Source organism: Streptomyces sp. LE64 (assembly GCF_052606915.1).
In genome coordinates this window covers 5,117,501-5,141,910 of record NZ_CP199708.1, presented here as the reverse complement: position 1 = coordinate 5,141,910, position 24,410 = coordinate 5,117,501, and the positions used below count along the sequence as shown (strand labels likewise).

The 24,410-nt window shown below is 69.3% G+C and carries 15 protein-coding genes, 1 tRNA gene and 2 rRNA genes (1 of these 18 cut by a window edge); 2 read left to right on the top strand and 16 right to left on the bottom strand.

Annotation, left to right across the window (positions count from 1 at the left end):
* Positions 1–23 precede the first annotated feature (23 nt).
* Entirely contained in the window at positions 24–530 is a 507-nt protein-coding gene (locus ACSMX9_RS23290) for a dihydrofolate reductase (protein ID WP_445396647.1), read from the bottom strand.
* Positions 527–1,324: a thymidylate synthase gene (locus ACSMX9_RS23285; RefSeq protein WP_445396645.1), complete on the bottom strand. Its 798-nt coding sequence runs from the start codon at positions 1,322–1,324 to the stop codon at positions 527–529. Before ACSMX9_RS23285 ends, ACSMX9_RS23290 begins: the two co-directional genes overlap by 4 nt.
* A gap of 104 nt (positions 1,325–1,428) precedes the next feature.
* On the opposite strand from ACSMX9_RS23285, the gene ACSMX9_RS23280 reads away from it, so the two are divergent.
* A complete protein-coding gene (locus tag ACSMX9_RS23280) occupies positions 1,429–2,226 on the top strand; it encodes an Fpg/Nei family DNA glycosylase (protein WP_445403070.1) in 798 nt (265 codons plus the stop codon).
* On the opposite strand, the gene ACSMX9_RS23275 is transcribed toward ACSMX9_RS23280, so the two are convergent.
* The 10 genes from ACSMX9_RS23275 to ACSMX9_RS23230 form a co-directional block, all read right to left on the bottom strand.
* The gene (locus ACSMX9_RS23275) at positions 2,202–2,378 is read right to left on the bottom strand and encodes a hypothetical protein (protein WP_351243571.1); all 177 of its coding nucleotides are present in this window, start codon (positions 2,376–2,378) and stop codon (positions 2,202–2,204) included. The two genes, ACSMX9_RS23280 and ACSMX9_RS23275, sit on opposite strands and share 25 nt — an antisense overlap.
* A 77-nt stretch (positions 2,379–2,455) precedes the next feature.
* On the bottom strand, positions 2,456–2,926 hold the full coding sequence (locus ACSMX9_RS23270) for a Dps family protein (protein WP_351243569.1): 471 nt from the start codon (positions 2,924–2,926) through the stop codon (positions 2,456–2,458).
* A 200-nt stretch (positions 2,927–3,126) separates the two neighbouring features.
* Entirely contained in the window at positions 3,127–3,498 is a 372-nt protein-coding gene (locus tag ACSMX9_RS23265) for a helix-turn-helix domain-containing protein (RefSeq protein ID WP_351243567.1), read from the bottom strand.
* A gap of 109 nt (positions 3,499–3,607) precedes the next feature.
* The gene (locus ACSMX9_RS23260) at positions 3,608–4,129 is read right to left on the bottom strand and encodes a CinA family protein (protein ID WP_445396643.1); all 522 of its coding nucleotides are present in this window, start codon (positions 4,127–4,129) and stop codon (positions 3,608–3,610) included.
* The gene (pgsA, locus tag ACSMX9_RS23255; protein WP_445396641.1) at positions 4,126–4,818 is read right to left on the bottom strand and encodes a CDP-diacylglycerol--glycerol-3-phosphate 3-phosphatidyltransferase; all 693 of its coding nucleotides are present in this window, start codon (positions 4,816–4,818) and stop codon (positions 4,126–4,128) included. Before pgsA ends, ACSMX9_RS23260 begins: the two co-directional genes overlap by 4 nt.
* Positions 4,815–6,323 carry a 30S ribosomal protein S12 methylthiotransferase RimO gene (gene rimO, locus ACSMX9_RS23250; RefSeq protein WP_445396639.1) on the bottom strand — a complete coding sequence of 503 codons (1,509 nt, stop codon included), beginning with the start codon at positions 6,321–6,323 and terminating at the stop codon, positions 4,815–4,817. Before rimO ends, pgsA begins: the two co-directional genes overlap by 4 nt.
* 127 nt (positions 6,324–6,450) lie before the next feature.
* The gene (locus tag ACSMX9_RS23245; protein ID WP_445396637.1) at positions 6,451–7,305 is read right to left on the bottom strand and encodes a helix-turn-helix domain-containing protein; all 855 of its coding nucleotides are present in this window, start codon (positions 7,303–7,305) and stop codon (positions 6,451–6,453) included.
* Between the two features lie 274 nt (positions 7,306–7,579).
* Positions 7,580–10,348 (bottom strand): DNA translocase FtsK, encoded by a 2,769-nt coding sequence (locus ACSMX9_RS23240; protein ID WP_445396635.1) that lies wholly within the window; start codon positions 10,346–10,348, stop codon positions 7,580–7,582.
* A gap of 303 nt (positions 10,349–10,651) precedes the next feature.
* On the bottom strand, positions 10,652–11,332 hold the full coding sequence (locus ACSMX9_RS23235; protein WP_366114689.1) for a response regulator: 681 nt from the start codon (positions 11,330–11,332) through the stop codon (positions 10,652–10,654).
* 262 nt (positions 11,333–11,594) lie between these two features.
* The gene (locus ACSMX9_RS23230) at positions 11,595–17,099 is read right to left on the bottom strand and encodes a HAMP domain-containing protein (RefSeq protein ID WP_445396633.1); all 5,505 of its coding nucleotides are present in this window, start codon (positions 17,097–17,099) and stop codon (positions 11,595–11,597) included.
* Positions 17,100–17,359: 260 nt separating this feature from the next.
* Here ACSMX9_RS23230 and ACSMX9_RS23225 point away from each other — a divergent pair, with 260 nt between their 5' ends.
* Entirely contained in the window at positions 17,360–20,041 is a 2,682-nt protein-coding gene (locus tag ACSMX9_RS23225) for a SpoIIE family protein phosphatase (RefSeq protein ID WP_445403069.1), read from the top strand.
* A 57-nt stretch (positions 20,042–20,098) separates the two neighbouring features.
* Here the strand turns inward: ACSMX9_RS23225 and ACSMX9_RS23220 are convergent.
* The 4 genes from ACSMX9_RS23220 to ACSMX9_RS23205 all read right to left on the bottom strand — a co-directional run.
* A tRNA-Thr gene (locus ACSMX9_RS23220) sits at positions 20,099–20,171 on the bottom strand.
* A 91-nt stretch (positions 20,172–20,262) separates the two neighbouring features.
* Positions 20,263–20,973, bottom strand: a complete 711-nt coding sequence (locus ACSMX9_RS23215; RefSeq protein ID WP_445396631.1) for a DegT/DnrJ/EryC1/StrS family aminotransferase — start codon at positions 20,971–20,973, stop codon at positions 20,263–20,265.
* Positions 20,974–21,086: 113 nt separating this feature from the next.
* Positions 21,087–21,203, bottom strand: a 5S ribosomal RNA gene (gene rrf / locus ACSMX9_RS23210).
* 97 nt (positions 21,204–21,300) lie between these two features.
* Positions 21,301–24,410, bottom strand: a 23S ribosomal RNA gene (locus ACSMX9_RS23205) (it continues 15 nt past the right edge of the window).

The following is a 24,410-nucleotide window of genomic DNA, read 5'->3' as shown; positions in this document are numbered from 1 at the left end:
CGGAGCACCGGCGGCTGCGCCCCTCAGCGCACGTAGCGGCAGAAGCGGTAGCGCAGCCCGGACGCGGACACCCGCCACCCTTCGTCCTCCTCGACGGCCGTCCAGCCGGCGTCCAGGACCGGCGCGTGGGTGTCGCCGTCCACCGCCGAGTCGATCTCCGTCACCGAGAGCGTCGTGGCGTGCCCCAGGGCGGCCCGGTAGATCTCCCCCCCGCCGATCACCCAGGTCTCGGTGGGCGTCTTCGCCCCGACGGGCTCGGCGGCCCGCGCCAGGGCCTCCTCGACGGAGCCCGCGCGTTCCGCGCCCCCGGCCGCCCACCGGGCGTCACGGGTCACCACGACGTTGCGCCGCCCCGGCAACGGACGGAAGCGCACCGGCAACGAGTCCCAGGTCCTGCGGCCCATCACCACCGGATGACCGAGGGTGGTCGCCTTGAAGTGCGCCATGTCCTCGGCCAGGCGCCACGGGATGCCCCCGCCGGCGCCGATCACGCCGGCACGGGTCTGCGCCCAGATCAGCCCGACGTTCACACCGCCACCGGCGCCTTGATGGGCGGGTGGTGCCGGTAGCCCAGCACCTCGACGTCGGCGTAGGCGTAGTCGAAGAGCGAATCGGCCCGGCGCAGCCGCAGCTCGGGGAAGGCGAACGGGGCGCGCGAGAGCTGTTCGGTCACCTGCTCGACGTGGTTGTCGTAGATGTGGCAGTCACCGCCGGTCCAGATGAAGTCGCCCGGCTCCAGATCGACCTGCTGCGCCACCATGTGGGTGAGCAGGGCGTAGCTCGCGATGTTGAACGGGACGCCGAGGAACAGGTCCGCGCTGCGCTGGTACAGCTGGCAGGAGAGCCTGCCCTCGGCGACGTAGAACTGGAAGAAGGCGTGGCACGGGGCGAGCGCCATCCGGTCCAGTTCCCCGACGTTCCAGGCGGACACCACCATCCGGCGGGAGTCGGGGTCCCGGCGCAGGGTATCGAGGACCTCGGAGATCTGGTCGACGTGCCGACCGTCCGGGGTGGGCCAGGAACGCCACTGGGCACCGTAGACCGGACCCAGTTCGCCCTTCCCGTCGGCCCACTCGTCCCAGATGGTGACGCCGTGCTCGTTCAGCCAGCCGACGTTCGACTCGCCCCTCAGGAACCACAGCAGCTCGTACACGATCGACTTGAGGTGCACCTTCTTGGTGGTGACCAGCGGGAACCCGCGCGAGAGGTCATAGCGCAGTTGGTGCCCGAAGACACTCCGGGTGCCCGTGCCCGTCCGGTCGTCCTTGGCCGTCCCGGAGGTGAGCACCAACCGCAACAGGTCTTCGTACTGGGTATCCGCCACGTTCGCCGAGTCTACTCACCGGCCGCCGGCTCCCGCAGCCGCGCCCGGGAGCGGCTGCGAGGATGGGACCGGAGGCCGGCCGACACGGCGAGGAGGTGCGTCAGGTGCCCGAGGGCGACACGGTCTGGCAGGCCGCACGGCGGCTGCACCGAGCACTGTCCGGGCAGCTGCTGACCCGGTCCGACCTGCGGGTCCCCCGTCTGGCGACGGCGGATCTGCGGGGCCGCACCGTCCTGGACACCACGCCGCGCGGGAAGCACCTGCTGACCCGGCTGGAGGGCGGGCTCACCCTGCACTCCCATCTCCGCATGGACGGCTCCTGGCAGGTGTACCGGGCCGGGGAGCGCTGGCGCGGCGGCCCCGCGCACCAGATCCGGGCGATCCTGGGCACCGGCACGGTCACGGCCGTGGGCTACCGGCTGCCGGTGCTGGATCTCCTGCGCTCCGCGGACGAGACCCGGGTGGTCGGCCACCTCGGCCCCGATCCGCTCGGCCCCGGCTGGGACCCGGAGCGGGTGCGGGGGAACCTGCTGGCCCGGCCCGGTCGCCCGCTCCTGGAAGCGCTGCTCGACCAGCGCAACCTCGCCGGCATCGGCAACGTCTACGCCGTGGAGCTGTGCTTCCTGCTCGGGGTCACGCCCTGGCTACCGGTCGCGGAGGTGCCGCCCGACCGGCTGGCCGCGCTGCCCGGTCTCGCCCGGGACCTGCTGGCGGCCAACCGCGACCGTCCGGTCCGGGTGACCACCGGCCGCCGCGACGAGCGGCTGTACGCGTACGGTCGGGCCCCGCGCCCCTGCCTGCGGTGCGGGACCCCGGTCCGCCGGGCCGACCGGCCCGAGGGCTTCGGGACCCGTCCCGTCCACTGGTGTCCGTCCTGTCAGACCGGTCCGGCACCGCCCTGACGGCGCCGGACCTTCGGCCGGGCGGGAGCGCTGTGCACCGGGAGCAGGCTCAGCCCCCAGCCGGTGGCCGTCACCAGGCCCTCCCGCAGTCCGGCCCCGGGGGCGAGGGCCAGCCGCAGGGCGGCCCACCACCACAGCACCCCGCCGACCACCGCGGTCAGCCGGAGGACCGTGCGTCCGGGCCCGGTGGACCGGACGGAGCCGGTCGGGCGGGGGCGCAGCGTGCCGCTCAGCCGTTCTCGGCCTGGAACATCCAGTGGTGCTTCTCCAGATCGGCCGTGATCTGGATGAGGATGTCCTGGCTGACCGGGTCGGCGTCGGCGGTGGCGTCCACCCGCTCCCGCATCCGTGCGATCACCGAACCGAGGGCGCCGACCAGGGTGCCCACCGCGTCCGCGTCCTTGATCCAGCCGTCGGGGACCTTGCCGGTGCCGCTGGTGCGGGCCACCGTCTCCGCACGGCCGTCCGGCGGGACGCCCAGGGTGGAGGCGCGCTCGGCCACGGTGTCCGAGTGCAGTCGGGCGGTGTCGACCACCTCGTCGAGTTGCAGGTGGATGGAGCGGAAACGCGGCCCGACGACGTTCCAGTGGATCTGTTTGGAGATCAGCGACAGGTCCACCAGATCCACCAGAGCTCCTTGCAGGGCCTCGGCCACGGTCTTCATGGCGGCGTCAGACAGCGGGCTCTTCACGACGTACATGCCGGTCCTCCGGTTCCGCAGGGGGAGATCATTCATCTCCAACCATGGCACACCTACCCGAACGGGGAGATGTACACCTGGTCCGGTCGAACCGGTGCACAGGAAGAAGCCCCGGTCCGAACGGCTCCCACGGGGGGAGCGTCCGGACCGGGGCTTCGGAACCCCTGGGGCGTCGTGGCGCGTGCGGACACCGCGGACCGTCAGGCCGCGACGACGTCCACCGCCTCCGCGGGCGCCTTGATCGTGACCCGTTCCGGTGGCACACCGGTCACCGACACGGAATTGAGCATCGGGCGCACCGGTGCGGGCACCGACTCGTTGGCCGCAGACTCGGCCAGCTCCGCGAGGGCGAGCTCGTCGCTCACCTCACGCATCAGCTCGGACATCCGTACGTCAAGCGCGTCGCAGATCGCGGAGAGCAGCTCAGAGGATGCCTCCTTCTGCCCCCGCTCCACCTCGGAGAGATAGCCGAGTGACACTCGGGCGGACGAGGAGACTTCGCGCAGAGTACGGCCCTGGCGCTGGCGCTGCCGACGCAGCACGTCACCCAACAGGCGACGGAGCAGAATCATCGGTTGCTCCCTCCTCGGACCGTGTAGCCGCATCCTTCACGCCCCACCGTACCGCCTTGCGCCGCGGCCGTGCGGGGAGCGATGTCGTGTTCACTCAGGGCTGCAAACATCAAGTCCCCCCGTTCTGTTCCGTATCCTGTGCCCGGGCGCCTCCCGGCCGGTCGGACAGACGTTCCAGCAGGAGGGCGAGCACACTGCGCACACTCTCCCTACGGATTTCCGTCCGATCGCCGTTCAACCTCAATGCGACCACTTTGCCGCCGTCCCGTGGCCCGCGCACGGCGACGTACACCGTGCCCACCGGCCGCCCGTCCTGCGGCTCCGGCCCCGCGACGCCCGTGGTCGCGATCCCCCATTGCGCGCCGAGCGCCCGCCGCACCCCGTCCGCCATCTGGAGCGCGACCGCGTCGTCCACGGCGCCCCGGGCCGCCAGCACACCGGCGTCGACCCCGAGCAGACCGGCCTTGAGGTCCGTCGCGTAGGCAGTCACCGAACCGCGGAAGGCGGAGGAGGCACCGGGCACCTCGGTGACCGCCGCCGCGACCAGGCCGCCGGTGAGCGACTCCGCCACGGCGAGGGTCTCGCCCCGGTCCCGCAGCAGTCGCAGTGCCTCGGCGGCCGGCGTGCTCACCGCTCGGCTTCCCGCTCCACCGGGGCCGACGGTCCGGCGGCCAGGGCCCGGCGCTCGGCGATGCCGCGCCGGCGCAGCACCACGGCCTGGCGCACGTAGTCGAGTCCGGTGACCACCGTCAGGACCACGGCCACCGCCATCACCCAGAACCGCAGGGTGGCCAGCGGCCCGGTGAGCGCCAGCACGTACATGCCCACGGCGGTGCCCTGGGCGAGCGTCTTCATCTTGCCGCCGCGGCTGGCCGGGATCACCCCGTAACGGATCACGACGAAGCGCAGCAGGGTGACGCCCAGCTCACGGCCGAGGATCACCCCCGTCACCCACCAGGGCAGGTCGCCCAGGGAGGACAGGCAGACCAGCGCCGCGCCCATGATCGCCTTGTCGGCGATCGGGTCGGCGATCTTGCCGAAGTCGGTGACCAGGTTGTACGTCCGTGCCAGGTGGCCGTCGAAGAGGTCCGTGATCATGGCGATGGCGAACGCGGCCCAGGCCAGGGAGCGCCAGGCCGGGTCGTATCCGCCGTCCGCGAGCATCAGCACCACGAAGGCCGGGACGAGCAGCAGCCGGATCATGGTGAGGATGTTGGCGATGTTCCACAGGCTGGCCTGGTTGACGGCCGCAGCGCCCAGCTTGCCGCCGGGCACCGGCCTGCCGGAACCGCCCGTCGCGGATGCCGGGACTCCGGTCATCTGGCCGCCTCCTCGGAACGCACGTCGCTCGCGGTCAGCTCCACGACCTCCGCCAGGAGGTCGACGCCTTCGGTGCCCACCACCTTCGCCCTGACCATACGGCCCACGGTGAGCGGGACGGCGTCGGTGAAGCGCACCTGCCCGTCGGTCTCGGGGGCCTGGTGGGCCCCGCGCCCCACGGCCGACCCGTCCTCGTCGAGGTCGTCGCCGGTGCCCGGGGACTCGACGAGTACCTCCAGTGTCTCGCCGAGGCGTTCCTCGGCGCGCTGGGCGGTGAGCTCGTCGGCGAGCCGCGACACCCGGGCCAGTCGGTCGGCGACGGTGTCCTCGTCGTGCTTGGTGGCGTAGGTGGCCGCTTCGGTGCCCTCCTCGTCGGAGTAGCCGAACACGCCGATGGCGTCCAGGCGGGCGTGGGTGAGGAAGCGCTCCAGCTCGGCGAGGTCCTCCTCGCTCTCGCCGGGGAAGCCCACGATGAAGTTGGACCGCACTCCGGCCTGGGGCGCCTTGGTGCGGATCTGGTCGAGCAGCTCCAGGAAGCGGTCGGTGTCGCCGAAGCGGCGCATCGCCCGCAGCACCGCGGGCGCGGAGTGCTGGAACGACAGGTCGAAGTAGGGCGCGACCTTCTCGGTGGAGGTGAGCACGTCGATCAGGCCGGGGCGCATCTCGGCGGGCTGGAGGTAGCTCACCCGCACCCGCTCGATGCCGTCGACCGCGGCCAGCTCGGGCAGCAGGGTCTCCAGGAGGCGGATGTCGCCCAGGTCCTTGCCGTAGGAGGTGTTGTTCTCGGAGACCAGCATGACCTCCTTGACGCCCTGCTCGGCCAGCCAGCGGGTCTCGCCGAGGACGTCGGAGGGACGGCGGGAGATGAAGGAGCCGCGGAAGGAGGGGATGGCGCAGAACGTGCAGCGCCGGTCGCACCCGGAGGCCAGCTTCACGGACGCGACGGGCGCGGCGCCGAGCCGGCGGCGCAGCGGCGCACGGGGACCGGAGGCCGGGGCGAGGCCCTCGGGCAGGTCCCGGGGGACGGTCGCGGGGGCGTGGCCGGGCAGGGCGACGTCCGCGCCGGCGGCCTGGCGCTCGGCGGGGCTGACGGGCAGCAGCTTGCGGCGGTCGCGCGGGGTGTGGGAGGCGTGGATGCCACCGCTCAGGATGGTCTGGAGGCGGTCGGAGATGTCCGCGTAGTCGTCGAAGCCGAGGATGCCGTCCGCCTCCGGAAGGGCCTCGGCGAGGTCCTTCCCGTACCGCTCGGCCATGCAGCCGACGGCCACGACGGCCTGCGTTCTCCCGTGTCCCTTGAGGTCGTTGGCCTCCAGGAGGGCGTCGACCGAGTCCTTCTTGGCGGCGTCGACGAATCCGCAGGTGTTGACGACGGCGACGTCCGCGTCCTCGGCGTCCTCGACGAGTTGCCAGCCGTCCGCCTCCAAGCGGCCTGCCAGCTCCTCCGAGTCCACCTCGTTACGGGCGCAGCCAAGAGTGACGAGAGCGACGGTGCGGCGTTCGGGCATGGACTCAAGACTACTTCGTCCCGGTGACCGCCCTTGCGCCTCGGGCACGGTTCCGGCCCCTTCGGCCCGTGCCGGCTCCGGAGCGTGTCGCCGGGCGGCGCTGCACCGCCCGGCGACACGCGGGGTATCAGCCCGCCGCGGGGTCGCCCTTGGTGTAGGTCAGGCGCTCGACCATGCCGGGCTTGAAGTCGTCCTCGATGGCCTTGCCGTTGACCAGCAGTTCGATGGCGCCCGCGTTGCCGAGGACCAGGTTGATCTGCTGCTTGTCCTCGAAGGTCTTGGCGTCGCCCTGCGCCAGGAGGCCGTCGAAGAGGGTGCGGCCGTTGCGGTCGCGCGCGGAGATCCAGCTCGTGCCGTGCGGGGCGCTGACCTTGACCGTCACCTTGTCCTGGGGGGCGGCGGCGATCGCGCTCTCGGACGGGTGGGGCTTGGGGTCGGCGGGCTTCGGCGGGTTCGGCTTGGCCGTGGCGGTGCCGGCGGAGGTGGAGCCGCTGCCGGCGACGGGGGTCCGGCCCCCGTCCGGTTCGGAGTCGCCCCGGAACGCGGTGAAGCCGACGAAGGCGATCACCACGACGATCGCCGCGACCATGGCGGCCGTCCAGTTGGGGCGGCGCGGCTCGGGCCGGATGCGCTCGGCCTCGAAGAGCGGGGCGGCGGGGGTCGGCGCGGGACGGCCCCCGTGATCGGCGGCGAACCGCTCCAGCAGTTCGGCGGGGTCGAGGCCGACCGCACGGGCGAGCGTGCGGATGTGCCCGCGGGCGTAGACGTCGCCGCCGCAGCGGCTGAAGTCGTCCTGCTCGATGGCGTGGATGATCGGGACGCGCACCCGGGTGGCGGTGCTGACCTGCTCGACGGTGAGTCCGGAATCGATCCGCGCCTGCTGGAGGGCGCGCCCGATCGGGGGACGGTCGTCGGCCGGGAGCTCGGCGGGGCCGAGGTCGTCGGCGGGCCGGTCGTCTTCAGGGGAGTTGCCGATGGACACGGGGGCGCCTTTCGAGCGTGAGCCACCTGCTGGAGGTTCAGTCTAGGGGGGGTGCGAAAGGGTGGGGCAACCGGTCGGTACGACTTTGTACGCCATTTGTACGGTGCGGGAAACGGCCGCCCACCCGGACGGGGCGACAGCGTGCTGTCCCTCTCCCCCCAACTTGACGAACGTCGTGGGGAAACGGTTGCCCTGCTCTCCCGATCGGGTGAGACCCGACCGTCGTCGCGACGGCCGGGCACCCCCGCCGGACGGGGGAACCCGGTGACGGGCCTCAGCCGCCAGTCTCCCCCCTGATGACCGCGAGGACACCGTCGAGCTCGTCGGCCTTCACGAGAACGTCACGTGCCTTGGACCCCTCGCTGGGGCCGACGATGTTCCGCGACTCCATCAGGTCCATCAGCCGCCCCGCCTTCGCGAAGCCGACGCGCAACTTGCGCTGGAGCATCGAGGTGGAACCGAACTGGGTGGAGACGACCAGCTCGGCGGCTTGGCACAGCAGGTCGAGGTCGTCGCCGATGTCCTCGTCGATCTCCTTCTTCTGCTTGCCGCCGACCACCACGTCCTCGCGGAAGACGGGCGCCATCTGGTCCTTGCAGTGCTGGACCACCAGGGCCACCTCGTCCTCGGTGACGAAGGCGCCCTGCATCCGGGTCGGCTTGTTGGCACCCATCGGCAGGAACAGGCCGTCGCCCTTGCCGATCAGCTTCTCGGCGCCCGGCTGGTCCAGGATGACGCGGCTGTCGGCCAGCGAGGAGGTCGCGAACGCCAGTCGGGAGGGCACGTTCGCCTTGATGAGTCCGGTGACGACGTCCACGGACGGCCGCTGGGTCGCCAGGACCAGGTGGATGCCGGCCGCGCGGGCGAGCTGCGTGATGCGGACGATGGCGTCCTCGACGTCCCGGGGCGCCACCATCATCAGGTCGGCCAACTCGTCCACGATCACCAGGAGGTACGGGTACGGCTGGAGTTCGCGTTCGCTGCCCGCGGGCGCCGTGACCTTGCCCTTCCTTATCGCGTCATTGAAGTCGTCGATGTGGCGGAACCCGAAGGCGGCCAGGTCGTCGTAGCGCAGGTCCATCTCCCGCACCACCCACTGGAGGGCCTCCGCGGCGCGCTTGGGGTTGGTGATGATGGGCGTGATCAGGTGGGGGATGCCCTCGTACGCGGTCAGCTCGACGCGCTTGGGGTCGACCAGGACCATCCGGACGTCCTCGGGGGTGGCCCGCATCATGACCGAGGTGATCAGGCAGTTGATGCAGGAGGACTTGCCGGAGCCGGTGGCGCCGGCCACCAGGATGTGCGGCATCTTGGCCATGTTGGCCATCACGTAGCCGCCCTCGACGTCCTTGCCGAGCGCCACCAGCATCGGGTGGTCGTCCTCGGCGGCGTCCGCGAGCCGCAGCACGTCGCCCAGGTTGACCATCTCGCGGTCGGTGTTGGGGATCTCGATGCCCACCGCGGACTTGCCGGGGATGGGGCTGATGATCCGTACGTCGGGGCTGGCGACGGCGTAGGCGATGTTCTTGGTCAACGCGGTGATCCGCTCCACCTTGACCGCCGGGCCGAGCTCGACCTCGTAGCGGGTGACCGTGGGACCGCGGGTGAAGCCGGTGACCGCGGCGTCGACCTTGAACTCCGTGAAGACGTTGGTGAGCGAGGCCACCACCGCGTCGTTGGCGGCGCTGCGCGCCTTGCCCGGGCCGCCGCGCTCCAGCAGGTCGAGCGAGGGCAGGGCGTAGGTGACGTCCCCGCGCAGTTGGAGCTGCTCGGCGCGCGGGGGGAGTTCCCGGTGCACCTCGGGGGCGGCCTTGGTGAGGTCGGGAACCAGGGCTCCGGTCGGCGCGGACTCCCGGTCCGCGGCCTTCCGCGTGCTCCCGGCCGGGGGGGCGCCCGCGCCCCGGGCCGGCGGCACCGACGGGGTCGGCTCGGGGTCGCGGTCCACGCCGACGCCCTGGGTGAGGTCGGCGACGAGGGGGGAGGGCGGCATGCCGTTCAGCACCGCGCCGTCGAGGGCCGCGGCAGCGGCGGCGGCCACGTCCACCGGGTCCAGGGGCCGGTCCCAGTCGGGTGGGCCGGACCGTCCGCGGGGCCGGCGACGCCGGGAGAGGGCGTCGTCCTCCGCCTGCTCGGGGTCGTACTCCCCCGCGGCCGGGGAACGCCGGCGGGAGCGGGCGGGCAGCGCCTCGCGCCACTGCTCCTCGTACCGCTCGTCGTCCTCCGGGTCTCCGACCGGGGCGTCGACCGGTTCGACCAGGCCGAGGCGGGCGCCCAACTGCCGCAGTCGCTGGGGGATGGCGTTGACGGGGGTGGCGGTGACCACCAGCAGGCCGAAGACGGTGAGCAGCACCAGCAGCGGGACCGCCAGCACCTCGCTCATGGTGTACGTCAGCGGAGTGGCGGCACCCCAGCCGATGAGTCCGCCGGCGTCCCTTATCGCCTGCATGCCTTCGGTCCGGGCGGGCGACCCGCAGGCCACGTGCACCTGGCCGAGCACCCCGACGACGAGCGCCGAGAGGCCGATGACGATCCGTCCGTTGGCGTCCTGCTGGTCCGGGTGACGGATGAACCGCGCGGCGACCACGACCAGCAGGATCGGCACCAACAGGTCGAGGCGGCCGAACGCCCCGGTGACCAGCATCTCGACGAGGTCACCGACCGGGCCGCGCAGGTTCGACCAGGTGCCGGCGGCGACGATCAGCGCGATGCCGAGGAGCAGCAGGGCGAGCCCGTCTTTGCGGTGGGCCGGGTCCAGGCCCTTGGCACCGCGCCCTATCCCACGGAACACCGCCCCCACCGCGTGCGCGATGCCGAGCCAGCAGGCCCGCACCAGCCGGTAGAGGCCGCCGGTGGGGCTCGGTGCCGGACGCGGAGCCGGTTTGGCCGCCGGTTTCCGGGCGGTCGTCTTCCTGACCGGTGCCTTCTTCGCCGGGGCCTTCTTGGGCGGCGGCTTGCGGGCCGCGGCCTTCCTCGCCGGGGCCTTCGCCGGTGCTGCCGCCTTCTTGGCGGGCGACTTCTTGGCTGCGGGCTGACGTGAGGCCATGGGTGTGAGGTTACCGGTGCCGGGCACCGGGAACACGCGCCGCGCTGTTTCACCCGTTCGTGTCGCCACTGTCGGGGAGGCGCTTTGACGACGGGGGAAGCAGCACCTACTGCGCCCTCTTCCGCCCCACACGAAGCCGAAGCCCCACCCCCCACAAACGCACAGGAGGCATCAGCCGTCCCGCGCTGGCCGCCCCGGGGCGGCCCCCACAACTCCACGGGGCCGCACAGTCCCTGACGTCACGGAGCCCCGGCTCCGTCCCGTCCGCGGAGCGGAGGGCGGGGCCGGGGCCGTGTCGGATCGTCAGCTCGGCGAAGGCACCGAGGGAGCCCCGGCGCCCGTCCCGGGCTCCAGGGCGTCGAGCGCCCTCCGCAAGCCGGTGAGCTTGCGTTCGAGATGGGCGGCCGTGGCCACCGCGGCGGCGTCGCCCGCGTCGTCGTCGAGCTGCTTGGAGAGGGCTTCGGCCTGCTCCTCCACCGCGGCGAGCCGCGCGGAGAGTTCGGCCAGCAGTCCCGCGGCCTCCTTGCCGCCGGCACCGCCCTGACCGCCTCCTTCGAGCTGGAGGCGCAGCAGCGCGGCCTGCTCCCGCAGCTGGCAGTTCTTCATGTACAGCTCCACGAAGACCGAGACCTTCGCACGGAGCACCCACGGGTCGAACGGCTTGGAGATGTAGTCCACCGCGCCCGCCGCGTAACCGCGGAAGGTGTGGTGCGGCCCGTGGTTGATCGCGGTCAGGAAGATGATGGGGATGTCCCGGGTCCGCTCCCGCCGCTTGATGTGCGCGGCGGTCTCGAAACCGTCCATCCCCGGCATCTGCACGTCCAACAGGATGACCGCGAAGTCGTCCGTGAGCAGCGCCTTCAACGCCTCCTCCCCGGACGATGCCCGCACCAGCGTCTGATCGAGCGCGGAGAGAATGGCCTCCAGCGCGAGCAGATTCTCCGGCCGGTCATCGACCAGGAGGATCTTGGCCTTCTGGACCATGGCCCGTCCTCCTCGCCCCGGCAGTGCACCGGGCGCCGCCCCAGGGGACGACTCTGTTGTGCCGTCCGTTCTTGTGCCGGTCATGGTAGCCGCACCCCGCCTGTCGCCACACCCTGTCACCGCGATGTCACTGTGCACGTAGCAGAAACTCCGCGGGGGACCAGAAGGTTCCCCGAATCCCGCACTTCTACACGGGATCGGCCACGGCCCGTCAGTCCCCGCGGAGGGCGCGGCCGTTCACCGCGAACGCACCCGCACCCGTTCACTCGCCCCGCATCCACTGTTCCATCACCGTCAGCAGTTGGTCCGAGTCCACCGGCTTCGTCACGTAGGCGGAGGCGCCCGACTCGATCGCCTTCTCCCGGTCGCCCTTCATCGCCTTGGCCGTGAGCGCGACGATCGGCAGCCCGGAGAACTGCGGCATCCGCCGGATCGCGGTGGTCGTGGCGTACCCGTCCATCTCCGGCATCATGATGTCCATCAGCACCAGCCGCACGTCGTCGTGCTGTTCCAGCACCTCGATGCCCTCCCGGCCGTTCTCGGCGTACAGAACCGACAGCCCGTGCTGTTCCAGGACGCTGGTCAGGGCGAAGACGTTGCGGATGTCGTCGTCGACGATGAGCACCTTCTCCCCGTCGAACCCGAAGTTCCGCGGCGGCTCCTGCTGCCCGTCCCCGTCCGTCTCCGGCACGGCGACGAGGGCCTCGCGTTCCGGCTCGCCGAGGGCGGACTCCTCCACCGGCCGTGCCGGTTCCGCGGCGGGCAGCGCCGCCGTGGAGCGGCGCCGGCGCCGGAAGTTGGCGGCCGGGCCGCGCTGGGCGTCCTGGTAGGAACGCACCTCCGGCGGGGTCTCCAGCGCCGCCGGCCCGAGTTCGGGGTCGACGCCCGGTTCCAGCACCGAGGGCACCGGTGTCAGGCCCTGGCCTGGCGCCCCGGTCGGGTGCAGCGGCAGGTACAGCGTGAACGTCGAACCGCGGCCGGGTTCGCTCGCCGCGTGGATCTCACCGCCGAGGAGCCGGGCGATCTCGCGGCTGATGGAGAGGCCCAGCCCGGTGCCGCCGTACTTACGGCTGGTGGTCCCGTCTGCCTGCTTGAACGCCTCGAAGATGACCCGCATCTTGCTGGCGGCGATCCCGATGCCCGTGTCGCTGACCGAGAACGCGATCAGCTCGGCGTCCGGGGCCGAGAGGGCACCGGTCTCCAGGAGCTGTTCGCGGATGGTGACGGGCACGTCCGCCCCGGCGGTGCGGATCACCAGTTCGACCGCCCCCGTGTCGGTGAACTTCACCGCGTTGGAGAGCAGGTTGCGCAGCACCTGGAGCAGCCGTTGCTCGTCGGTGTGCAGCGTGGCGGGCAGTTCGGGCGACACCCGCACCGAGAAGTCCAGCCCCTTCTCCGCGGTGAGCGGCCGGAAGGTGGCCTCCACGTAGTCCACGAGCTGGACCAGGGCGATCCGGGTCGGGGACACGTCCATCTTGCCCGCCTCGACCTTGGACAGGTCGAGGATGTCGTTGATCAGCTGGAGCAGGTCGGAGCCGGCGCCGTGGATCGTCACGGCGAACTCGACCTGCTTCGGCGTCAGGTTCGCGTCGGCGTTGTCCGCGAGCAGCTTCGCCAGGATCAACAGCGAGTTGAGCGGCGTCCGCAGCTCGTGGGACATGTTCGCCAGGAACTCGGACTTGTAGCGCATCGACACCGCGAGCTGCTCGGCACGCTCCTCCAGGACCTGCCGGGCCTCCTCGATCTCGGTGTTCTTCACCTCGATGTCACGGTTCTGCTGGGCGAGCAGCTCGGCCTTCTCCTCCAGCTCCGCGTTGGACTCCTGGAGCGCCGCCTGCCGGTTCTCCAACTCCTCCGAGCGCTCCCGCAACTGCTCGGTGAGCTCCTGCGACTGCTTGAGGAGGACCTCCGTCTTGGTGTTGACGCTGATCGTGTTGACGCTGGTCGCGATCATCTCGGCGATCTGGTTGAGGAAGTCCTTCTGGATGTGCGTGAAGGGCTGGAACGACGCCAGCTCGATCACGCCCAGCACGGCCCCCTCGAACAGCACCGGCAACACGATGACGTGCGCGGGCGGCGCCTCGCCCAACCCGGAGGAGATCTTCAGGTAGCCGGTCGGCACGTTCCCCATCAGGATCGTCCGCTTCTCCTTGGCCGCCGTCCCGATCAGCGTCTCACCGGGCCGGAAGGAGGTGGGCATGGTGCCCATGGAGTACCCGTACGAGCCCAGCATCCGCAGCTCGTAGCCGTCCTCGGCGTCCGTCTGGGTGGTGACGACGTCATGGCCGTCGTCCGGCACCGCGATGAAGAACGCACCGTGCTGCGCGGACACCACCGGCGTCAGCTCGGTCATGATCAGTCTGGCCACGTCCTCCAGGTCCCGGCGGCCCTGCATCAGACCGGAGATCCGCGCGAGGTTGCCCTTCAGCCAGTCCTGCTCCTTGTTGGCGATGGTCGTGTCCCGCAGGTTCGCGATCATCGTGTTGATGTTGTCCTGGAGCTCCTGGATCTCCCCGGCCGCGTCCACGTCGATCTTCAGGCTGAGGTCGCCCCGGGTCACCGCGGTGGCCACCGCGGCGATGGCCCGCACCTGGCGGGTCAGGTTCCCGCCCATCTCGTTCACCGATTCCGTCAGGTCGCGCCAGGTGCCGTCGACGTCCCGGACCCGTGCCTGACCACCGAGCTGCCCCTCGGTGCCCACCTCTCGGGCGACCCGGGTCACCTCCTCGGCGAACGAGGACAACTGGTCGACCATGGTGTTGATGGTCGTCTTGAGTTCGAGGATCTCCCCGCGGGCGTCGATGTCGATCTTCTTGGTCAGGTCGCCCTTGGCGATGGCCGTGGTCACCATGGCGATGTTGCGGACCTGGCCCGTCAGGTTGGACGCCATCGAGTTCACCGACTCGGTGAGGTCCTTCCAGGTCCCGGAGACCCCGGGAACGCGCGCCTGCCCGCCCAGGATGCCGTCCGTGCCCACCTCACGGGCCACCCGGGTGACCTCGTCCGCGAACGAGGACAGGGTGGTCACCATGGTGTTGACGGTGTCGGCGAGCTGGGCGACCTCGCCGCGGGCCTCCACGGTCACCTTCTTCGTCAGGTCGCCGTTGGCGACCGCGGCGGACACCTGGGAGATGTTGCGCACCTGGCTGGTCAGGTTGTTCGCCATCAGGTTGACGTTGTCGCTCAGGTCCTTCCAGATGCCGGTGGCGCCGGGCACCCGGGCCTGGCCCCCGAGGTTGCCCTCGGTGCCGACCTCGCGGGCCACCCGGGTGACCTGCTCGGCGAAGTTCGAGAGCTGGTCCACCATCGTGTTCACCGTCGTCACCAGTTCGAGGATCTCGCCCCGGGCGTCGACGGTGATCTTCTTGGAGAGGTCGCCCCGCGCCACCGCGGTCGTCACCTCGGCGATGCTGCGCACCTGGATGGTGAGGTTGTTCGCCATGAAGTTGACGGACTGGGTCAGGTCCTTCCAGGTGCCGGAGACCCCCTGCACCTCGGCCTGACCGCCGAGGATGCCCTCCGTGCCCACCTCGCGCGCCACCATGGTGACCTGCTCCGCGAAGTTCGACAGCTGGTCCACCATCGTGTTCAGCGTGTTCTTGAGTTCGAGGATCTCGCCGCGCGCGTCCACGTCGATCTTCTGCGACAGGTCGCCCCGCGCCACCGCCGTGGCGACCTGCGCGATCTGCCGCACCTGCGAGGTCAGGTTCCCCGCCATGCCGTTCACCGAGTCGGTGAGGTCGCGCCAGACGCCCGCCACCCCCGGCACCTGCGCCTGGCCGCCGAGCCGGCCCTCGGTCCCCACGTCCCGGGACACCCGGGTCACCTGGTCGGCGAACGCGGAGAGCTGGTCCACCATCGTGTTGATGGTGTTCTTGAGTTCGAGGATCTCGCCGCGCGCGTCCACGTCGATCTTCTGCGACAGGTCGCCCCGCGCCACCGCCGTGGTCACCTGCGCGATCTGCCGCACCTGCGAGGTCAGGTTCCCCGCCATGAAGTTGACGGAGTCCGTCAGCTCCTTCCAGGTGCCGCTCACCCCGTCGACCCGGGCCTGACCGCCGAGCCGGCCCTCGGTGCCGACGTCCCGGGCCATCCGCGTCACCTGGTCGGCGAAGCTCGACAACTGGTCCACCATGGTGTTCACGGTGTTCTTCAGCTGGAGCATCTCGCCCGACACGTCGACGGTGACCTTCTGCGACAGGTCGCCGTTGGCCACCGCCGTCGTCACCTGGGCGATGTTGCGCACCTGCCCGGTGAGGTTGCGGAACGCCGTGTTCACGGAGTCCGTGAGGTCCTTCCAGGTGCCCGCCGCGCCCTGGACGTGCGCCTGACCGCCGAGTTCGCCCTCGACGCCGACCTCCCGCGCGACCCGCGTCACCTCGGCACCGAACCCGGAGAGCTGGTCCACCATCGTGTTGACGGTGTTCTTCAACTCCAGCATCTCGCCGGCCACGTCGACGGTGACCTTCTGCGACAGGTCGCCGTTGGCCACCGCCGTCGTCACCGCCGCGATGTCCCGGACCTGCGTCGTCAGGTTGCGGAACACGGTGTTGACGGAGTCGGTGAGGTCCTTCCAGGTGCCCGCCGCGCCCGGCACCTGCGCCTGACCGCCGAGCCGCCCCTGGCCGCCGACCTCGTTCGCCACCCGGGTGACCTCGTCCGCGAACGTCCGCAGCGTCTCGGTCATCTGGTTGATGGTCTCGGCGAGTTGGGCGATCTCGCCCCGCGCGCTGACGGTGACCTTCTGCGAGAGGTCGCCGTTGGCCACCGCCGTCGTCACCTGGGCGATGCCACGGACCTGCGCCGTCAGGTTGCCGGCCATCAGGTTCACCGAGTCGGTGAGGTCCTTCCACACGCCCGCCACCCCGGGCACCCGGGCCTGACCGCCCAACTCGCCCTCGGTGCCCACCTCACGGGCGACCCGGGTCACCTCCGAGGAGAACGAGGACAACTGGTCCACCATCGTGTTGACGGTGTTCTTCAGCTCCAGCATCTCGCCGTCGACGTGGACGGTCACCTTGCGCGACAGATCGCCCCGGGCCACCGCCGTGGTCACCAGCGCGATGTCCCGCACCTGCGCCGTCAAGCGGTCCGCCATGGTGTTGACCGAGTCCGTGAGGTCCTTCCACGACCCCGACATCCCCCGCACCCGTGCCTGGCCGCCCAGCTTGCCCTCGGTGCCGACCTCGCTGGCCACCCGGGTGACCTCGTCGGTGAAGGTCGACAACTGGTCGACCAGGTTGTTGACCGTGCGCCCGACCTTCAGGAACTCGCCCCGCAACTGCGGCGCGGTGCCGTTCCCGCCGTGCGGACGCAGCTCCATGCGCTGTTCCAGGTCGCCCTCGGCCACCGCCGACAGCACCCGACCCACCTCGGACACCGGCCGCACCAGATCGTCGACGAGGGCGTTGGACGCCTCCACCGCCGCGGCCCAGGACCCCTCGCACTGCCCCTGGTCGAGCCGTTCTGTGATCTTTCCCTCACGTCCGACCACCCGGCGCACCCGAGCCAGTTCACCCGTGAGGTGGAGATTCCGGTCCGCGACCTCGTTGAAGACGGCCGCGATCTCGGCGAGGACGTCGTCCCCGGTGACCGGGAGGCGCTTGCGGAAGTTCCCGTCCCGCATCGCCTCCAGGGCCGCCAGCAGACGGTTCAGCTCCGCCGTGCGCACGGCGGTCGTCCCCCGGTGCGCCGAACGCGCCTTCCTCACGGGCGCTCCGCCTTTCGCGCGCGTGCTCGTGCCACGCGCCGACGCGCCAGACTCCACCGTGTCCCTCCCGCAGGGGTCGACCTCGTGCATTGGACCGTCCTCATCAAGCCTGCCCAGTGTTTCACCCCGGCTGAACCAGGCCATAACAGTTCGGCAGCTTCGCACAACCTCCGCACCCCTTGGGGGCGGAAACTCCCTCGGGCGGCATCCGCATGGACCGCGAAGGTAAGTAACCTGGCATGCGGCTGTCCACCCACCAGGCCCGCCCGGCCAGGACGGTGGCAGGAGTACGAGCGGGCATCGGAGGCGGCCCCAGCATGACCACCGGACTGCACTTGCCCGGGGGACACCCCCGGGATCCCCGGCCGCGACAGGCCGGCGACCGGGGAGCACGGCACGACGAAAACCGAACGAGGAGTTCTGTGATCACCGCGCGCGCGGCAGCCACCTTTCCCCCCGCGAGCCGGTCCGTGGCCACGGCCCGATCCTTCGTCCGGGACACGCTCCAGGGCTGGGGCCTGACCGACCTCGTCGACGACGCCGTCGTCCTCACCAGCGAACTCGTCACCAACGCGGTCATCCACGCGGGCACCGCCGCGGAGGTGCAGTGCCTGCGCTCCGGCGACAGCGTGCGCGTCGAGGTCGCCGACCGCTACCCGGAGCGGGAGATCCCGCTCCAGCAGTCGCACGCCGCACTGCGCAGCCCCGACCGGGAGGGCGGCCGCGGTCTGCAACTGTGCGCCGCCCTCGCCCACCGTTGGGGCGTCGAGTACACCCCCACCCACAAGCACGTCTGGTTCCACCTGGAGCTGCCCGACCGACCCGTCGGCACCCGCTCCGCCGGCCCGAGCCTGCCCACCGGCCTGCTCCCCGCCTCGGACGGACGGATCAGGGTCGCCGTGCTCCAGATCGACGGCACGGGAACCGTCCACGCCTGGAACGAGGACGCCACCGCCCTCTTCGGCTACGCCACCGAACAGGTGATCGGAAAGCCCCTCACCGACCTGGCCGCCTGGCCGCACACGCCCGGCACCGGCACCGGCGTCACCGAGGCCCTCCAGCTCTCACGCTGGGAGGGCAGCTACGGAATCCGCAGCGCCACCGGCCGGGTGGTCCCCGTCTACGCCTCGCACCTGCGGGTCCGGGACAGCGAGGGCGAACCGTTCACGGTCTGCCTGCTGGTCCACGACCACGAGCGGGCCGTGATCCAGACCCCGCTGCGCTCCGCCGCCCCGGACACCACGGCCACCAGCGAGCCGGGTGCCGCCGACCCGTTCGAGGTGTTCATCGGCACGCCGGCGCCCGACGACCTCGACGGCCTGCTCCAGCGCACCGTGGAGCGCGCCCGGGACATGCTGGACGCCGACGCCGCGTTCCTGCTGCTCGCCACCGACGACGAGACGGAACTGGAGGTCCGCGCCTCCACGGGGCTGCCGTCCGCGCGCCAGCGCTTCGCCCGGGTGCCCGTCGAGGCGGGCCCCGGTCGGTACGGCTCGGCGCGCATGCCCGCGGTCCACGAGGACCTGTCGGTCGTCCCGGGGGCCGTGCCGCTGTTGAGCGGCACCGGCATGCGGTCGGTCGTCACCGTCCCGCTGAAGGTCGAGGGCCGGCTGACCGGCTCGCTCGGCGTGGCGGCCGAGTCACCGGACCGCTACTCCAACGAGGAGGCCCTCCGCCTCCAGTTCGCCGCCGACCGGATCGCCCTCGCCGTGGAGTCCGCCCGGCTCGGCGAACTCGAACGCCTGCGGCGCGGCTCCCTGAGCTTCCTCGTCGAGGCGTCCGACCTGTTGGCCGGCACCCTCGACCGGGACCAGACACTGGCCCTGATGGCCCAGATGACGGTCCCCACGCTGGCCACCTGGTGTGCCGTCTATACGATCGCCGACCAGTCGTCGGACCCCCAACTGTCGTTCGTCCTCCACGAGGACGAGGACCGCATCGACGCGCTCAAGGAACTCCTCGCCGGCATCGCCGCACCCGAGCCCGTCCTCGCCCCCGGCGCCCGGGTGTGGCACGCTCCGGGCCTCGCCGCCCGGGACGCGGCCCAGGACCTGGACCGCCCGGGCGCGCCGTCCGCGGACGGTCAGGCGGTCGGCGGCGAGAGCGTGGTGCTGCCGCTGGTGGCCCGCAACCGCGTCATCGGCATGCTCACCCTGGGACGTCCCGCGGGGGACCACTTCCGCCAGGAGGTCCTGGAGCTCGCCGAGGACCTGTCCCGGCGGGCCGCGCTCGCCCTCGACAACGCCCGCCTCTACTCGGAGCGCACGGCGATCAGCCAGTCCCTCCAGCGCAGTCTGCTGCCTCCGCAGACCCCGGAGATCCCCGGTGTGGAGGTGGAGGTGATCTACCGCGCGGCGGGCGAGGGCAACGAGGTCGGCGGTGACTTCTACGACCTGTTCCCGATCCGGGACGGCGCCTACGGCTTCGCCATCGGCGACGTCTGCGGCACCGGCCCGGAGGCCGCCGCGGTGACCGGCCTGGCCCGGCACGCCCTGCGCCTGCTGGCCCGCGAGGGCTTCGGCGGGCCCGCGGTCCTGGAGCGTCTCAACACCGCGATCCTCGACGAGGGCGCCCGCAGCCGGTTCCTCACCCTGCTGTACGGGGAGCTGTGGCCGCAGTCGGACGGCAGCGCCCTGCTCAAGGTGGTGTGCGCCGGGCATCCCCTGCCGTTGCGGCTCCGTCCGGACGGCACGGTGACGGCCGCCGCCGAATCCCAGCCGCTGCTGGGTGTGATGGAGGAACTGGAGCTCTTCGAGGAGACGGTCACCCTGGATCCGGGTGATGTGCTGCTGTGCGTCACGGACGGGATCACGGAACGCCGCGAGGGCTCACGCATGCTGGGTGACGAGGGCCTCACGGAGGTCCTGGCCTCTTCCACCGGGCTCACGGCGGGGGCGGTCGCCGCCCGGGTGATGCGCGCGGTTGAGCGCTTCGCCAGCTCGACGCCCTCCGACGACATGGCGATCCTCGCGATGCGGGTGCCCGGGCTCACCGTCTGATCCCGGAACGAGAAGAGAGGTCCTGACCATGTGGTCAGGACCTCTTCTTTTTGGCTGAGCCCCCAAACGGAATCGAACCGTTGACCTTCTCCTTACCATGGAGACGCTCTGCCGACTGAGCTATAGGGGCCTGTTGTCTTCGCGGTGCCCCGCGCTTCCAACGGAATAGATCATACCCCGAAGACGCGGGTGCTCCGCACCACCCGCCGCCCCCGGTGCGTTCAGAAGGCGGCGGCCCACCAGGTGCCCGGATCGGACCGCACCACGCCGCCGCCGAGTGCATTGCACCGGGAGACGAGGTGCCGCGCCTGGCGTCGGGTGAACGGGCTCGCAACGGGGAGCGCGAGGGTCTCGTCCGCAGCCCGTTCGGTTTCCGGAAGCGAGGTGTTGCGCCAGTACTGCGGCAGCCGGTGAAGGGGGGTCCGCACCGGTATCCGGCAATCGATGTGCTCGGCCCGGAGTTCGCGAGCGAAGGCGTCCCGATCTGGTCTGCCGTTGCCGGGCACGCGGACCACGTACTGCCGATAGGTGTGCCCGGCGCTCCCTTCCGGCACGCGCACACCTCGCAACCGGACGTCGAAGTAGGCTGCCCTGGCTCGTCGGAGGGCCACCTCGTCCCGGGTGTCGGGCGGTTGGCCTTCTTCTGCTTCCAGGACCAACAACCCGTGCCGCCGGCCGAGTTCGACGAGCGGTTCGCGTTCCACGGGGCGCCCGAACCGGGGGGTGGTGAGGACGGCAGCGGTCCGCGGCCCCAGCGCGGCGGCGACGGCATCGCGGGCGAGGCCGTACGTCATCGGGTCGATGTCCGCGAACACGGGGACCGCGCCCGCTTCGGTGATCGAGCGAACGGTGTCCACGTCGCCGAAAGCCGATACGACGACCTCGTCTCCCGGGCCGATCCCTGCTGCCCGCAGCTCTGCGTCTGTGCCCATGGGCACGATGCTCTCGGCAGGACGTGAACAGCGCACGACGCGGAGGCGGCGTAAAACAAAAAAGGAGTGGTTCACCGATCGTGGGATCGGTGAACCACTCCTTATGAAATTTAGTTCGGCGGCGTCCTACTCTCCCACAGGGTCCCCCCTGCAGTACCATCGGCGCTGAAAGGCTTAGCTTCCGGGTTCGGAATGTAACCGGGCGTTTCCCTCACGCTATAACCACCGAAACACTACGAAACACACACCAGACACACACCCCACCCAAAGGGGGATACGTGTTGGAAGTTCGTGGTTTCAGAACCAACACAGTGGACGCGAGCAACTGAGGACAAGCCCTCGGCCTATTAGTACCAGTCAACTCCACCGGTCACCCGGCTTCCATATCTGGCCTATCAACCCAGTCGTCTACTGGGAGCCTTACCCCATCAAGTGGGTGGGAGCCCTCATCTCGAAGCAGGCTTCCCGCTTAGATGCTTTCAGCGGTTATCCCTCCCGAACGTAGCCAACCAGCCATGCCCTTGGCAGAACAACTGGCACACCAGAGGTTCGTCCGTCCCGGTCCTCTCGTACTAGGGACAGCCCTTCTCAAGACTCCTACGCGCGCAGCGGATAGGGACCGAACTGTCTCACGACGTTCTAAACCCAGCTCGCGTACCGCTTTAATGGGCGAACAGCCCAACCCTTGGGACCGACTCCAGCCCCAGGATGCGACGAGCCGACATCGAGGTGCCAAACCATCCCGTCGATATGGACTCTTGGGGAAGATCAGCCTGTTATCCCCGGGGTACCTTTTATCCGTTGAGCGACGGCGCTTCCACAAGCCACCGCCGGATCACTAGTCCCGACTTTCGTCCCTGCTCGACCCGTCGGTCTCACAGTCAAGCTCCCTTGTGCACTTACACTCAACACCTGATTACCAACCAGGCTGAGGGAACCTTTGGGCGCCTCCGTTACTCTTTAGGAGGCAACCGCCCCAGTTAAACTACCCATCAGACACTGTCCCTGATCCGGATCACGGACCCAGGTTAGACATCCAGCACGACCAGAGTGGTATTTCAACAACGACTCCACAACCACTGGCGTGGCCGCTTCACAGTCTCCCACCTATCCTACACAAGCCGAACCGAACACCAATATCAAACTGTAGTAAAGGTCCCGGGGTCTTTCCGTCCTGCTGCGCGAAACGAGCATCTTTACTCGTAGTGCAATTTCACCGGGCCTATGGTTGAGACAGTCGAGAAGTCGTTACGCCATTCGTGCAGGTCGGAACTTACCCGACAAGGAATTTCGCTACCTTAGGATGGTTATAGTTACCACCGCCGTTTACTGGCGCTTAAGTTCTCAGCTTCGCCACACCGAAATGCAGCTAACCGGTCCCCTTAACGTTCCAGCACCGGGCAGGCGTCAGTCCGTATACATCGCCTTACGGCTTCGCACGGACCTGTGTTTTTAGTAAACAGTCGCTTCTCGCTGGTCTCTGCGGCCACCCCCAGCTCAAACAGTAAATGTCATCACCAGGAATGGCCCCCCTTCTCCCGAAGTTACGGGGGCATTTTGCCGAGTTCCTTAACCATAGTTCACCCGAACGCCTCGGTATTCTCTACCTGACCACCTGAGTCGGTTTAGGGTACGGGCCGCCATAAAACTCGCTAGAGGCTTTTCTCGACAGCATAGGATCATCCACTTCACCACAATCGGCTCGGCATCAGGTCTCAGACTATTGCCAGGCGGATTTACCTACCTGACGTCCTACACCCTTACCCCGGGACAACCACCGCCCGGGATGGACTACCTTCCTGCGTCACCCCATCACTCACCTACTACAAGTCCGGGTCACCGGCTCCACCACTTTCCATTCCCCGAAGGGTCCGGAACGGCTTCACGGGCTTAGCATCGCCTGATTCAATGTTTGACGCTCTACAGCGGGTACCGGAATATCAACCGGTTATCCATCGACTACGCCTGTCGGCCTCGCCTTAGGTCCCGACTTACCCTGGGCAGATCAGCTTGACCCAGGAACCCTTAGTCAATCGGCGCACACGTTTCCCACGTGTGTATCGCTACTCATGCCTGCATTCTCACTCGTGAACCGTCCACCACTACCTTCCAGTGCAGCTTCACCCGGCACACGACGCTCCCCTACCCATCACAGTCCCCGTTAGGAGTACATACTGCAATGACACGACTTCGGCGGTACGCTTGAGCCCCGCTACATTGTCGGCGCGGAATCACTAGACCAGTGAGCTATTACGCACTCTTTCAAGGGTGGCTGCTTCTAAGCCAACCTCCTGGTTGTCTCTGCGACTCCACATCCTTTCCCACTTAGCGTACGCTTAGGGGCCTTAGTCGATGCTCTGGGCTGTTTCCCTCTCGACCATGGAGCTTATCCCCCACAGTCTCACTGCCGCGCTCTCACTTACCGGCATTCGGAGTTTGGCTAAGGTCAGTAACCCGGTAGGGCCCATCGCCTATCCAGTGCTCTACCTCCGGCAAGAAACACACGACGCTGCACCTAAATGCATTTCGGGGAGAACCAGCTATCACGGAGTTTGATTGGCCTTTCACCCCTAACCACAGGTCATCCCCCAGGTTTTCAACCCTGGTGGGTTCGGTCCTCCACGACCTCTTACAGCCGCTTCAACCTGCCCATGGCTAGATCACTCCGCTTCGGGTCTTGGGCATGCTACTCAAACGCCCTATTCGGACTCGCTTTCGCTACGGCTTCCCCACACGGGTTAACCTCGCAACACACCGCAAACTCGCAGGCTCATTCTTCAAAAGGCACGCAGTCACGACACAAAAAAGCAAGCTTCCTTGTGCGACGCTCCCACGGCTTGTAGGCACACGGTTTCAGGTACTATTTCACTCCCCTCCCGGGGTACTTTTCACCATTCCCTCACGGTACTATCCGCTATCGGTCACCAGGGAATATTTAGGCTTAGCGGGTGGTCCCGCCAGATTCACACGGGATTTCTCGGGCCCCGTGCTACTTGGGAAATGCACAAGCAAGTCGCTGACGTTTCGACTACGGGGGTCTTACCCTCTACGCCGGGCCTTTCGCATGCCCTTCGCCTACATCAACGATTTCTGACTCACCGACCAGCCGGCAGACTGATCAAGCACACTCCCACAACCCCCCAGACGCAACCCCTGCCGGGTCTCACACGCCTAAGGTTTAGCCTCATCCAGTTTCGCTCGCCACTACTCCCGGAATCACGGTTGTTTTCTCTTCCTGCGGGTACTGAGATGTTTCACTTCCCCGCGTTCCCTCCACATGCCCTATGTGTTCAGGCAAGGGTGACAGCCCATGACGACTGCCGGGTTTCCCCATTCGGAAACCCCCGGATCAAAGCCTGGTTGACGACTCCCCGGGGACTATCGTGGCCTCCCACGTCCTTCATCGGTTCCTGGTGCCAAGGCATCCACCGTGCGCC

Excerpts from the sequence above, each read along its gene's own strand:
- ACSMX9_RS23240 (WP_445396635.1), bottom strand. The coding sequence starts at position 10,348 with ATGGCCTCACGTCAGCCCGCAGCCAAGAAGTCGCCCGCCAAGAAGGCG.
- ACSMX9_RS23225 (WP_445403069.1), top strand. The coding sequence starts at position 17,360 with ATGACCACCGGACTGCACTTGCCCGGGGGACACCCCCGGGATCCCCGG.
- pgsA (WP_445396641.1), bottom strand. The coding sequence starts at position 4,818 with ATGACCGGAGTCCCGGCATCCGCGACGGGCGGTTCCGGCAGGCCGGTG.
- ACSMX9_RS23265 (WP_351243567.1), bottom strand. The coding sequence starts at position 3,498 with ATGATTCTGCTCCGTCGCCTGTTGGGTGACGTGCTGCGTCGGCAGCGC.
- ACSMX9_RS23270 (WP_351243569.1), bottom strand. The coding sequence starts at position 2,926 with ATGTACGTCGTGAAGAGCCCGCTGTCTGACGCCGCCATGAAGACCGTG.
- rimO (WP_445396639.1), bottom strand. The coding sequence starts at position 6,323 with ATGCCCGAACGCCGCACCGTCGCTCTCGTCACTCTTGGCTGCGCCCGT.
- ACSMX9_RS23235 (WP_366114689.1), bottom strand. The coding sequence starts at position 11,332 with ATGGTCCAGAAGGCCAAGATCCTCCTGGTCGATGACCGGCCGGAGAAT.
- ACSMX9_RS23215 (WP_445396631.1), bottom strand. The coding sequence starts at position 20,973 with ATGGGCACAGACGCAGAGCTGCGGGCAGCAGGGATCGGCCCGGGAGAC.